Here is a 13,962-nt window from a genome sequence, read left to right as displayed (position 1 = left end):
AGAGGGCTATTTGATTTGTTAAATTTCTCTATTACTATCCCAAGCTTCTAAGTAATCGGCTACGCGTTTTACAAAGCTGCCCCCCAACGCGCCATCAACCACGCGGTGGTCATAACTGTGTGATAAAAACATTTTCTGACGAATGCCGATAAAGTCACCTTCTGGAGTTTCAATAACCGCAGGCACTTTACGAATCGCACCCAACGCTAAGATCCCCACTTGCGGCTGATTAATGATTGGTGTTCCGAATACCGAACCAAACGTACCCACATTCGTTACGGTATAGGTTCCCCCTTGGGTATCATCGGGTTTTAATTTGCCTGCTTTTGCACGGTTTCCTAAATCATTCACCGCTTTCGCCATACCAACCAAATTCAATTGATCCGCATTTTTAATTACCGGAACAATCAAGTTTCCATTCGGTAAAGCGGCCGCCATCCCTAAGTTGATGTTTTTCTTTTTTACAATATACTCGCCTTCCACCGAAATATTCATCATCGGGAAGTCTTTTAACGCTTTGGCAACGGCTTCCATGAAAATAGGTGTAAACGTAAGTTTTTCACCTTCCCGTTTTTCAAACGCATTTTTCACTTTATCACGCCATTTCACAATATTGGTAACATCTACTTCAATAAACGACTGAACATGCGCCGAAGTTTGAACAGATTCGACCATATATTTCGAAATCAACTTACGCATGCGGTCCATTTCTACAATTTCGTCCCCTCCATTTACAGATACTGGAACGGCTTGAGGAGCAGGTGCTGCTGCAGGAGTCGCAACCGATGCAGGCGTAGCTGTTGGTACTGCAGGCTGATTTCCTCTATTTTTAATATGATTTAAAATATCTTCTTTCGTCACACGTCCTTCTTTACCTGTACCAGCTATTGTATCCAATTCAGCTACCGAAATTCCTTCTTCCTTGGCAATATTTTTTACCAAAGGCGAATAAAATTTATCCGAACCTGAGAAATCTGCTGGAGCTACCACTTCTTTAGCCACTTCAATCGTAGCTGCAACCGCCTCAACCACTGGAGCTGCCGCCGCTTGAGGAGCTGTCACTGCTGGTGCACCACCTTCTGTTTCGATAATTGCGATGGTCTGACCTACTTTTACCACATCATTGACTTGAAACAAAATTTCTGTTAACGTTCCCGAAACTTCGCTCGGCACCTCACTATCTACTTTGTCGGTAGCAATTTCCAATACCGCTTCATCAGCGGCAATAGTATCGCCTACATTTTTCAACCAATTGGTAATCGTTGCTTCTGCAACACTCTCTCCCATTTTGGGTAATTTCAATTCAAACTTTGCCATATTTCTAGTGTGACGTTGTGTGTTCTATTTTGGATTGCAAAAATACTAATTCTTCTGAGCCTAAATAATGAAATTCTTAAATTTTCATAAAAATTCAACACCTCCTACATCGTTTGCGTGATCACTCCCGATGATACCCTCAAATTGGGACAGGTAATTTCGAAACTGACACCCCGTTTGACAATGCTTTTCCATAAACTGTATAAGGTCGGCAAACGAATAGGATCGTGTATCAAAAACGACGCGTTCGCCCGGGGCTAAGGCTGTAGTTAAGTCTGCTAGTTCCTTGTAATATTCCACCGGATGTGCTGCTTGCAATTGCAACCCATCACGAGTAAATACAATCGTTTTAGTGCTATTTATCGTGCGATTGCGTTGTTGCGATTGTTTAACCAAAGAAAAAAGAAAAGCCCCTAAGCGCATCATCACATCAAAACCATAGGACTTTCGAAAATGTTTTTGGTAAAAAGACTGCATGGCCTCGCGAAATCGTTTTATATACATCCCATCGCGAACGGTACTTTCTCCTTTGTAATGAATAACTGAAGTTTCATGAAAATAATAGTTGGTGCGACCCGACTTCAAACTCAAATAACTCAAATCGATATCATCGGAATACATAAAACAGTTTTCGTCAAATCCGCCCAACTCCAAATATACTTCGCGCGGGATTACCATAAAAGCCCCGACCAAGATATCCACCGGACCCGATTGATTTTCGGAAAGCTGTTGGGCATAATACCGATTAAAAAGTGAAATCGCTGGAAATACTTTATACAACCCAAAAATTTTGGTAAATGCTACCCAAGGTGTTGGAATACCACGCTTAGATTCGGGTAAAAAATGGCCCGTGCCGTCTATTAACTTGCACCCTAAAATCCCTAAATTCGATTCCAATTCAGGATGGGATGCTAAATGCGAAAAGATTTTTGTAAACGTGTCTTCAGCAACTACGGTATCGGGATTCAAGATGCACAGGTACTTCCCTTTGGCTTCGGCCACACCTATGTTATTACCTTTTGGGAAACCATAATTTTCGGCATTGGCAATCAACTTGACTTTTGGAAAACGCTCCCGAACCATTGCACAACTGTCATCAGATGAAGCATTATCAACCACAATAACTTCGGCATCGATTGTAGCAATGGCTTTTTGAACACTGTATAAACATTGTTCTAAGAAAAAGCGCACCTTGTAATTTAAAATAACGACCGAGAGTTGCATACTGCAAAGATACAGATTGCCTTTAATTATAAATCGCCTAAATAAAATTGGTGAATGCCTCCCAATCCGTTACTTTTGCAGGGCAAATTAGCCATAAAAAACTCGTGTTTTGAATTATCTATCGGTCGAAAATATCGCCAAATCCTTCGGTGAACGTACTCTTTTTGAAAATCTGTCCTTCGGAATTAACAAGGACCAGAAAATTGCTTTTGTCGCCAAAAATGGTACAGGAAAAACTTCGCTATTGAAAATGATTACAGGTGAAGACACTCCCGATGCGGGTCAAATCATTATGCGTAAGAACATTAAAATGGCATTTCTCTCCCAAGAACCCAGTTTACAACCCGAACTCACTATTGAAGAAAGTATTTTTGCCAGCGATAATGATACCCTAAAGATTATCGAACAATACGAAAAAGCGCTTGAAAATCCCGAAGATGAAGAAGCGTACCAAAAAGCATTCGAGAATATGGATCGGTATAATGCGTGGGATTTCGAAACGCAGTATAAACAAATCCTATTTAAACTGAAACTCGATGATTTGAAACTCAAAGTCAAAAATCTTTCGGGTGGACAGAAGAAACGCTTGGCCTTAGCCATCATTTTGATCAACCGTCCCGACCTATTAATATTGGACGAACCCACCAACCATTTGGACTTGGAAATGATTGAATGGCTTGAGAATTATTTTGCGAAAGAAAACATGACCTTGTTTATGGTCACCCATGACCGCTTTTTTTTGGAACGCGTTTGTACTGAAATTATCGAACTCGACAACGGAAAACTCTACCAATACAAAGGCAACTACTCTTATTTTTTACAGAAAAAAGAAGAACGAATTGCAAGCGAAAATGCATCGGTAGACAAGGCCAAAAACCTTTTTGTAAAAGAGTTGGATTGGATGCGTCGGCAACCCAAAGCACGAACTACTAAATCAAAATCGCGTATTGACGACTTTTATGTGATCAAAGAAAAAGCCCATTCCCGCCGTAAAGAGCATGTGATGGAGTTGGAAATCAACATGGAACGTATGGGCAGTAAAGTGGTCGAATTACACAAAGTGTCTAAAAAATTCCAAGATAAAATCATCATGGATGGCTTTGAATATACCTTCAACCGTGGCGAGCGGATGGGAATAATTGGTAAAAATGGTACCGGAAAATCAACTTTCCTTAATATTCTTACCCAAACCTTGCTGCCCGATTCTGGAAAAGTAGTCATCGGGGATACCATAAAAATTGGTTATTATACCCAAAGCGGCATCAATCCGAAACCCCAACAAAAGGTGATTGATATCATCAAAGAATACGGTGAGTACATCCCTTTGACCAAAGGACGAACGATTTCTGCGGGTGGTTTACTCGAACGCTTTTTATTTGATCGTAAAAAACAACACGATTATGTAGAAAAATTAAGTGGGGGCGAATTAAAACGCTTGTATTTATGTACGGTTCTAATTCAAAATCCAAATTTCTTAATTCTGGACGAACCCACGAATGACCTGGATATTGTAACCTTAAATGTGTTGGAAAACTTCTTGCTGGACTATCCGGGCTGTCTATTGGTAGTGTCGCACGACCGCTATTTTATGGATAAAATTGTAGATCACTTATTTGTATTCCGCGGCCAAGGGGTGATTGAAGATTTCCCCGGAAACTACTCCGATTTTCGCGCGTATGAAGATAGTGCTGCTCCTGAAAAAGAAGAAAAATCGGAAGGCAATACTTCCAAAAACTGGAAAGAAAAGCAAGTCAAACAAGGCCTGACGTTTAACGAACAAAAGGAATTTCAGAAAATCGAACGCGAAATCAAAGATTTAGAATACACTAAAAAACAAATCGAACAACAATTCACCGATGGTACGCTAGCACCTGATGCTATTGAATTGAAAGCTTTGGAATTGCAAAAAATTATTAAATCGTTGGAAGAAAAAGAAGAACGCTGGTTTGAACTTTCAGCAAAATTAGAGGGTTGAGTAGTAGGCAGTGAACAGTAAGCAGTGAACAGTAGGCAGTGAGCAGTAGGCAGTGGCAGTATGCAGTATGCAGTATGCAGTATGCAGTATGCAATAATAGTAGAAAAAAAGTTGATGTACCATGTATCCAATTCTAGCTTATATTCAATTCTTGTGGCGCTCCAAAAATGAACATGGAGTGCACTCGCCTTTTGTGTTTGATTTAGTGACTCAATGTTTTTATGATCGAAAAAAATATGCTGCGTACCCATCACTTGCTGCGTATCGCAACCAACTTTTGGAAAATACCGCAACAATAGAAGTAACCGACTTTGGTGCAGGTTCGCGGGTTTTCAAATCCAATACCCGAGCGATTAATGCCATAGCAAAAAATGCCGGAATTTCAACTCGAAGAGGGCGCTTATTGTACCGGATGGTTCACTATTTCCAACCCGATTCCATTTTAGAAATCGGAACTTCATTGGGTTTAGCGACAGCTACTTTACATGCTGGAAATCCATCGGCAAAACTCATCACACTAGAAGGTTGTACCAACACCCAAACGATTGCCAAAAAATCATTACAAAAACAATTTGCAACGGCTTCATCCATCGAATTTGTGACGACTGAGTTTGGTGATTATTTCAATACCCTAGAAGAAAATACGTACTTCGACCTAATTTACTTTGACGGCAACCATTCCAAATCAGCTACACTTTCGTATTTTGAGTTGTTATTACCTACAGTAAACAATAATTCGGTATGGATTTTTGACGATATTCATTGGTCGACCGAGATGGAAGAAGCTTGGAAAATAATCAAAAACCACCCTTTGGTAACGGTCACTATCGATACCTATCAATGGGGTATCGTTTTCTTTCGAAGTGAACAATCTTTAGCAAAAGAACATTTTGTAATTCGGTGCTAAAATTTTAGGAGTTCTGTAACAAAACCACAATAAAAATTACTTATCTTTCAATTTGCAATTAGGCAATTTTTCGAATACGCTATACCATGACCGAATCGTTAATTAAAATCAAAGCGATAAAACGCGACTTCCAGCTGGGAAGTGAAACGATCAATGTTTTAAAAGGAATTGATTTGGAAATCCAAAAAGGTGAATATGTGGCATTAATGGGACCCTCGGGTTCGGGAAAATCAACCTTAATGAATCTTTTAGGATGTTTAGACACGCCCACATCAGGAACATATATACTCAATGGGAAAGATGTTTCCAAAATGCACGATGATGACTTAGCCGAGGTTCGTAACAAAGAAATTGGGTTTGTATTTCAAACCTTTAATCTACTTCCGAGAACAACGGCATTGGATAATGTAGCTTTACCTATGGTTTATGCGGGCTATTCAAAAGCTGACCGTCACCAACGCGCCAAAGAAGTTTTATCTCAAGTGGGATTAGCCGATCGAATGGATCACCAACCCAATCAACTTTCGGGTGGACAACGCCAACGGGTTGCAGTAGCGCGCGCTTTGGTAAACAACCCTTCAATTATCTTGGCCGATGAACCAACCGGTAATTTGGACAGTAAAACATCTGAGGAAATAATGAAACTTTTTGATGCCATTCATGCCAGTGGAAATACTGTTATTTTGGTTACCCACGAAGAAGATATTGCACAATATGCCCACCGTATCATCCGATTGCGGGATGGAATTATTGAAAGTGATGTTGTCAACAAGAACAGCACACGCTCATAACGTATAGTTGAATTATAGCGATTTAAACTAAAGTGTGCATTTTGCTTCAGCTAAATAATTTACATTTGTTATCTAACCCAGTTTTTCATGAAAATTTATACTAAAACGGGAGATACAGGAACCACTTCATTATTTGGAGGGGACCGTGTACCCAAACACCATATTCGAATTGAGAGTTATGGAACGGTAGATGAACTCAACAGCTATATTGGACTCGTAAGAGATCAATCGATTAATCCCTTGTACCAATCGGTTTTGGTCGAAATCCAAGATCGATTGTTTACCATTGGAGCTATATTGGCAACACCTCCAGAAAAAGAAGTTTTAAAAAATGGCGAAAAACGCTTGCAAAATTTAGGCGTTACTGAGGAGGATATTGCTTATTTAGAAATGGAAATGGATAAAATGGATGCCGAATTACCTCCGATGACTCACTTTGTGCTGCCAGGCGGACATACAACCGTGTCCTATTGTCATGTTGCACGATGTGTTTGCCGCAGAGCGGAGCGTTTAGCGGTACATTTAAATGACATTGAACCAACGGATGCGCTCGTTATTAAATACCTCAACCGACTTTCTGACTATCTTTTTGTCTTGGCACGGAAGTTGTCTTACGACTTAAACGCTTTGGAAACCCCATGGATTCCCCGAAAGTAATAGGTTAATTTTTTATTAATAATCAAAAAAAAAGCAAGCGTAAAACACCTATTATTACGTTCTTAACTTTTAAATTAAAATAAATCAAATTTTACTTGACTTTTTCAGTTAAAAATTTATTTTTGCATTGAATTAAAAATCGAAAGAAGATGTATTGGACATTAGAATTAGCATCGTATTTAAGTGATGCACCATGGCCTGCTACTAAAGACGAATTAATCGATTTTGCCATTAGAACCGGCGCTCCACTTGAGGTGGTTGAAAACCTTCAATCTATTGAAGATGAAGGCGAGATCTATGAGTCTATGGAAGAAATTTGGCCCGATTATCCTACGGATGAAGATTATCTGTGGAATGAGGACGAATACTAAAAAATAAAAACTTCACAACTGAAAAAAAAGTCTCATTTGGGGCTTTTTTTTTGTTTAAATTTGCACACCACCAAAAGAGGTGAACACTAAATTAATTACACCATGAGTATCATTAACAGCATACTTAAACTATTTGTCGGAGATAAATCCGAAAAAGATGTTAAAGCGATTCAACCATTGGTTCTGAAAATCAAAGCACTTGAAGGTGCATTGAACAGTCTATCAAACGACCAATTACGCGAAAAAACGACCGAATTTAAATCCAAAATTAAAGCGTCACGCGCCAAATTTGATGACGAAATTATCCAATTGAAAAGTGAAGCTGAAGCAACGCTGGATATTGATGCGCGTGAAGATATTTACAATAAAATCGATGCCTTGGAAAAAGAGGCCTATGAAGCCTCTGAAAAAACGTTAAATGCTATTTTACCCGAAGCTTTTGCTGTAGTGAAAGAAACTGCAAAACGTTTTAAAGATAATACAGCTGTTACCGTAACCGCAACTGCTATGGACCGAGAATTATCCGCAACCAAAGGCTATGTAACCTTAGAAGGTGATCAAGCGATTTGGGCAAATTCTTGGAATGCTGCTGGTAAAGAAATCACGTGGGACATGATTCACTATGATGTGCAATTAATCGGTGGGATTGTGCTTCACCAAGGAAAAATCTCCGAGATGCAAACAGGGGAAGGAAAAACCTTAGTGGCTACCCTACCCTTATATCTTAACGCATTAACCGGAAACGGTGTGCATTTAGTAACCGTAAACGACTACTTAGCAAAACGCGACAGCACTTGGAAAGCACCGTTGTTTGAATTTCACGGCCTAACGGTTGATTGTATTGACAACCACTCGCCTAATACTGCAGCACGTCGAAAAGCTTATGATGCCGATATAACCTATGGAACCAATAACGAGTTTGGTTTTGACTACTTGCGTGATAACATGGCGCACTCGCCCGAAGATCTTGTGCAACGCAAACACAATTATGCGATTGTCGATGAGGTCGACTCGGTATTGATTGATGATGCACGTACGCCTCTAATTATCTCGGGACCCGTACCCGATGGTGACCGTCATGAGTTTAATGAATTGAAACCAAAAATTGAAAATCTATACAACTTACAACGGCAATTGGCCAATGGTTTTTTGGCAGAAGCTAAAAAGTTAATCAAAGAAGGAAATACCAAAGACGGTGGATTTCAATTGTTGCGTGCTTACCGCTCTTTACCTAAAAACAAGGCGTTAATTAAGTTTTTAAGCGAAGAAGGCGTAAAACAATTGTTGCAAAAAACGGAAAACCAATACATGCAAGACAACAACCGCGAAATGCACAAAGTGGATGAAGCCTTGTATTTTGTTATCGAAGAAAAAAACAATCAAGTTGAACTAACCGACAATGGGATTAAATTTTTATCCCAAGACACTTCGGATGACTTTTTTGTTTTACCCGATATTGGAACGGAAATTGCCAACATCGAAAAAATGAATTTGGACAAAGACAAAGAGGCAGAAGCACGCGAGCGTCTATTCCAAGATTTTGGTATAAAGAGTGAACGTATTCATACGCTTACACAATTATTGAAAGCCTATACTTTGTTTGAAAAAGATGTCGAATACGTCATCATGGACAATAAAATATTAATTGTTGACGAACAAACGGGTCGTATTATGGACGGTCGTCGTTATTCTGATGGATTGCACCAAGCAATCGAAGCCAAAGAAAATGTAACGATCGAAGCAGCTACCCAAACATTTGCCACAATTACGCTGCAAAACTATTTCCGTATGTACAACAAACTAGCGGGTATGACTGGTACAGCTGTAACGGAAGCAGGAGAGTTTTGGGAAATCTACAAATTGGACGTGGTTGAAATTCCGACCAACCGAGGGATTTCTCGTGATGATAAAGAGGATTTAATTTACCGCTCAGTTCGTGAAAAATACAATGCGATTATCGAAGATGTGGTGCAAATTTCACAAGCGGGTCGCCCGGTATTGATTGGTACGACTTCGGTTGAGATTTCGGAATTGTTGAGTCGTATGTTGAAAATTCGTTCGATTCCACATAATGTATTGAATGCAAAGTTGCATAAAAAAGAAGCCGATATTGTTGCTGAAGCTGGAAAGCCTGGCGTTGTTACGATTGCAACCAATATGGCGGGTCGTGGAACCGATATTAAACTAACTCCCGAGGTAAAAGCAGCTGGTGGTTTAGCAATCATTGGAACCGAACGTCACGATTCACGTCGCGTTGACCGTCAGTTACGCGGTCGTTCGGGTCGTCAAGGGGATCCTGGAAGTTCGCAATTCTATGTTTCATTGGAAGATAACTTGATGCGTTTGTTTGGATCTGATCGTGTTGCTAAAATCATGGACCGAATGGGCTTAAAAGAAGGCGAAGTTATTCAACATTCAATGATGACCAAATCGATTGAGCGCGCCCAGAAAAAAGTAGAAGAAAACAACTTTGGGGTGCGTAAACGATTACTGGAATATGATGATGTTATGAATGCCCAACGCGAAGTAGTCTACAAACGCCGTCGTCACGCGCTTCATGGTGAACGCTTAAAGCTAGACATCGTAAATATGATGTATGACACCTGCGAAGTAATTGTAGGCGACAATAAAGCAATTAACGATTTTAAATCGTTCGAATTTGAAGTAATTCGCTATTTTTCGATAACTTCTCCCGTTTCTGAATCGGAATTTGAAAAATTAAACGAAATGGAAATTACCGGTCGTTTGTATAAAGCGGCTTACCAATATTATTCTGAAAAATGTGAACGTTCTGCACGTGAAGCTTTTCCAATTATCGCCAATGTTTATGAAAATCCAAGCAATCATTTTGAACGTATTGTAGTTCCGTTTACCGACGGTATTAAATCGTTAAATGTAGTAACCGATCTTAAAAAAGCTTATGAATCAAAAGGGGTGCAGCTAGTAGCCGATTTTGAAAAAAACATTACGCTTGCGATTGTTGATGAAGCTTGGAAGAAACATTTGCGAAAAATGGACGAATTAAAAACTTCAGTACAATTGGCTGTTCACGAACAAAAAGATCCTTTACTGATTTACAAGTTGGAAGCTTTCAACTTATTCCGTAGCATGCTAAATTCTGTTAATAAAGAAGTGATTTCGTTCTTGTTTAAAGGCGATTTACCACAGCAACAGGTAGCGCAAAATATTCACGAAGCTCGTTTTGAAAATCGTTCAAATGAACAATACACCGAATCGCGTAACGAAAATGAAGTTGCAGAACGCAATGCTACTAATTCAAAAGAAGCACCCCAACGTACCGAAACGGTTGTGCGAGAAATGCCAAAAATCAACCGAAACGATACGGTTACTATAAAGCACGTATTAAGCGGTAAAACCGAATCGATGAAGTATAAAAAAGCAGAATCAATGTTGGCTTCTGGCGAATGGGTTTTAGTAAACGAGTAACTAAAAAATAGCAAAATAGAACTTCCCTGAATCGGCTGATTCGGGGATTTTTTTTACCTAAATAGTTGCGATTTATTATATTTGCGACACAAATACAACTCCTATGCAGCATATCATTGACCGCTTTATAAGTTATGTCACAATCGATACCGAATCAGACGCCAACTCTCCAACAACTCCAAGTACAGCCAAACAATTGGACTTGGCAAATCACTTAGTTCACGAATTAAAAACCATTGGTTTATCCGATGTTACTATCGATGAAAAAGGCTATGTAATGGGAACGCTTCCCTCCAACGTAGACCATGAAGTACCTACCATTGGTTTTGTGTCGCATTATGATACTTCGCCCGACTTTACCGGAAAAGGGGTTACACCACAAATCGTATCCAACTATGACGGGGGTGATATTGTATTAAATGCCAAAAAGAACATCATCTTATCGCCCTCCTATTTTGAAGATTTGTTACTGTATAAAGGACAAACCTTAATTACAACCAACGGATTGACCTTATTGGGTGCCGATGACAAAGCCGGACTTACCGAAATTGTTACGGCGATGGAATATTTAGTGCAACATCCCGAAATCAAGCACGGTACCATTCGCGTGGGCTTTACACCCGATGAAGAAATTGGGCGGGGTGCCGATTTTTTTGATGTGGAAAAATTTGGCGCGCAATGGGCATACACTATGGACGGAAGTCAAATTGGCGAACTCGAATATGAGAACTTTAATGCAGCGGGTGCAAAAATCACTTTTAAAGGAAAAAGTGTTCACCCAGGCTATGCCAAAGACAAGATGATCAACTCCATGTTGATTGCCAATGATTTTATCAATGCATTACCGAAAAACGAAATCCCTCAAGAGACTGAGGGCTATGAAGGCTTTTTCCATGTAACGGCGTTGACCGGTAGCTTAGAAGAAACGCATTTGGAATTGATTATTCGTGATCATGACCGGACAAAGTTTGAAGCGCGTAAAGAATTGGTTTTGAAAATAGCACAAGACATCAATATGCGTTTTGCAGCACAGTTTGGCGAAGATATTTGTATTGCCAAGGTGAACGATCAGTACTACAACATGCGTGAAAAAGTCGAGCCGATGTATTTTATTGTCGATTTGGCTGAAAAAGCGATGCGTGAAGTGGGAATACAACCGCTAATCAAACCAATCCGTGGCGGTACCGACGGTTCTCGATTATCGTATATGGGACTCCCCTGCCCCAATATTTTTGCAGGCGGGCACAATTTCCACGGTAAGTATGAATATGTCCCCGTAGAAAGCATGCAAAAAGCGGTCGAGGTCATTGTGAAAATTGCCGAGTTAACAGCCACCACAAAGTTTGACTAAAGGCATAAACTGTTTTACAAAACATCATGTTGGCTCGGATTTACATTTTACGTTAGGCTAAAGCCTCGGATGCAATCCGTTTAAGCTCCGCGAAGTCTCCCGACTTCGTGGTTTTTTCTTTATTTACTTAAAGGCTCAAAGTCAGGAGACTTTATGCAGAGGAAACTTTATGCAGTACTATCGCAACTTTTTGTGAAATTTACAAAAGTCGACCAGAATAAGTAGATATTTTCATTTTCAAACATCTAATATAGCATATCTTTGCCCAACCTAATAATTAATGTTATTTTAAATGTTTAAACTTTTCTCACTATTCACGGCTCTAGTTTTGATAATTTCAGCCGGAAACAGTCAAAATACATTAACACTTCAACCCAATGCAACCCTTGGAAAAGACGCCTTCATCTCCAGTAATGTGCCCACAACAGGACAAGGAACTTCGCCTGAGCTAGATGCTGGAGCTTGGACCATATTTGGATCACCCATGGCTATTCGAGGTCTTATTGACTTTGATCTAAGTAGTTTACCTCCTGGCGCAATTATTCAAACTGCTACACTAACCCTTTACAATAACCCGAATTCGGTCAATGGATTTGCCAATGGACAACATGCCAGTGCGAGCGGGAGCAATGAATCGGTTTTACAACGTATTACTTCGCCTTGGAGCGAAGATGTGGCTTGGAGTAACCAACCTACGACGACCAGTCAAAACGAAGTAACGTTACCCCAAAGCACTGATCCTTTTCAAAATTATGTTTTAAATGTTACCAGCTTAATTCAAGATGAACTGGCAAATCCCAACAACAGCTTTGGATTCTTACTGAAATTAAAAACGGAATCTCCATTTCGCCTCTTGGTTTTTGCCTCAAGTGATCATCCAAATGCAGCTTTACACCCTAAACTAGTGATTACCTATACTCTTCCATGCACAACTGTAACCATTCAGCCTAATGCTACAGTAGGTAAAGATGCATTTATTTCAAGTAATGTACTCTCAACGGGGCAGGGAAACTCACCCGAGTTGGATGCTTGTGCATGGACAATATTTGGAACTCCAATTAGTATCCGTGGGCTCATCGATTTTAATTTAAGTAGTATCCCTACAGGAGCAACTATTCAATCGGCCACACTCACCTTATACAACAACCCAAATGCAGTAAACGGTTATGCCAATGGACAGCACGTACATGTAAGTGGCAGTAATGAATCCGTTTTACAACGCATCACTTCACCATGGAATGAAGATGTTGCTTGGAATACCCAACCTACCACAACGACTCAAAATGAAGTCACTTTACTACAAGATGTTGACCCGTTTCAAGATTATACTTTGGATGTTAAAAATTTAATCCAAGATGAATTAGCAAACCCTAACAGTAGTTATGGCTTCTTACTTAAGTTAAAAACAGAATTGCCCTACCGTTTGTTGGCCTTTGCTTCGAGCGATCACCCCAATGCGGCTTTGCATCCTAAACTCGAAATTTGCTATGCTACGAATTTATCAACGAACATTCCTGTTTCGACTCAAGAAACTGTTTCTGTAATTCCTAATCCAAGTCAAGGTTTGGTGACACTAAACCTAGAAAATCTCTCTTTGTCTACTCCTTCAACCGGTACTTTTCAATTATTTGATACCACAGGTAAAAAAGTGTTTGAGCAAAAACAAAATCTGAATTCGAATGCTACTTTTGATTTTAGTCATTTCCAAAAAGGTCTCTATTTTTGGACTTTAATTAATGATCAGCAACGTTTTAATGGTAAATTAATACTTTCCCACTAACACTTTGTAATTACTTTGAATCGCATATACTACTCCAAAACCGGCATTGTCCGGTTTTTTTTGTTCATTACATAACCAATCATGAAGTAAATTTGTTAGATTGAGTTAAGTATTCACAAGTTTATTCGTGAACTGTAACAGG

10 protein-coding genes are annotated in these 13,962 nt (G+C 39.6%); 8 read left to right on the top strand and 2 right to left on the bottom strand.

Annotation, left to right across the window (positions count from 1 at the left end):
* Positions 1 to 18: 18 nt before the first annotated feature.
* Both Q0039_RS08265 and Q0039_RS08260 read right to left on the bottom strand, forming a co-directional pair.
* A complete protein-coding gene (locus Q0039_RS08265) occupies positions 19 to 1,317 on the bottom strand; it encodes a dihydrolipoamide acetyltransferase family protein (protein ID WP_297511561.1) in 1,299 nt (432 codons plus the stop codon).
* An 84-nt stretch (positions 1,318 to 1,401) separates the two neighbouring features.
* Positions 1,402 to 2,541, bottom strand: a complete 1,140-nt coding sequence (locus Q0039_RS08260; protein ID WP_297511560.1) for a glycosyltransferase family 2 protein — start codon at positions 2,539 to 2,541, stop codon at positions 1,402 to 1,404.
* Between the two features lie 109 nt (positions 2,542 to 2,650).
* Here Q0039_RS08260 and Q0039_RS08255 point away from each other — a divergent pair, with 109 nt between their 5' ends.
* The 8 genes from Q0039_RS08255 to Q0039_RS08220 all read left to right on the top strand — a co-directional run bounded on the left by Q0039_RS08255 (position 2,651) and on the right by Q0039_RS08220 (position 13,820).
* Positions 2,651 to 4,516 carry an ABC-F family ATP-binding cassette domain-containing protein gene (locus tag Q0039_RS08255; protein WP_297511559.1) on the top strand — a complete coding sequence of 622 codons (1,866 nt, stop codon included), beginning with the start codon at positions 2,651 to 2,653 and terminating at the stop codon, positions 4,514 to 4,516.
* A gap of 121 nt (positions 4,517 to 4,637) precedes the next feature.
* Entirely contained in the window at positions 4,638 to 5,423 is a 786-nt protein-coding gene (locus Q0039_RS08250) for a class I SAM-dependent methyltransferase (protein ID WP_297511558.1), read from the top strand.
* An 86-nt stretch (positions 5,424 to 5,509) separates the two neighbouring features.
* Positions 5,510 to 6,214 (top strand): ABC transporter ATP-binding protein, encoded by a 705-nt coding sequence (locus Q0039_RS08245; RefSeq protein WP_297511557.1) that lies wholly within the window; start codon positions 5,510 to 5,512, stop codon positions 6,212 to 6,214.
* Between the two features lie 87 nt (positions 6,215 to 6,301).
* Positions 6,302 to 6,871: a cob(I)yrinic acid a,c-diamide adenosyltransferase gene (locus Q0039_RS08240; RefSeq protein WP_297511556.1), complete on the top strand. Its 570-nt coding sequence runs from the start codon at positions 6,302 to 6,304 to the stop codon at positions 6,869 to 6,871.
* A 149-nt stretch (positions 6,872 to 7,020) separates the two neighbouring features.
* Positions 7,021 to 7,242 carry a DUF2795 domain-containing protein gene (locus Q0039_RS08235; protein WP_073362738.1) on the top strand — a complete coding sequence of 74 codons (222 nt, stop codon included), beginning with the start codon at positions 7,021 to 7,023 and terminating at the stop codon, positions 7,240 to 7,242.
* 102 nt (positions 7,243 to 7,344) lie between these two features.
* Entirely contained in the window at positions 7,345 to 10,689 is a 3,345-nt protein-coding gene (secA, locus tag Q0039_RS08230; RefSeq protein ID WP_297511555.1) for a preprotein translocase subunit SecA, read from the top strand.
* 103 nt (positions 10,690 to 10,792) lie between these two features.
* On the top strand, positions 10,793 to 12,040 hold the full coding sequence (gene pepT, locus Q0039_RS08225; RefSeq protein WP_297511554.1) for a peptidase T: 1,248 nt from the start codon (positions 10,793 to 10,795) through the stop codon (positions 12,038 to 12,040).
* 292 nt (positions 12,041 to 12,332) lie between these two features.
* The gene (locus Q0039_RS08220; RefSeq protein ID WP_297511553.1) at positions 12,333 to 13,820 is read left to right on the top strand and encodes a DNRLRE domain-containing protein; all 1,488 of its coding nucleotides are present in this window, start codon (positions 12,333 to 12,335) and stop codon (positions 13,818 to 13,820) included.
* Positions 13,821 to 13,962 lie beyond the last annotated feature (142 nt).

This window comes from Flavobacterium sp. (genome assembly GCF_027484945.1).
GTDB lineage: Bacteria > Bacteroidota > Bacteroidia > Flavobacteriales > Flavobacteriaceae > Flavobacterium.
The sequence above is the reverse complement of the archived record's forward strand: the minus strand, read 5'-3'. Positions and strand labels throughout refer to the sequence as shown.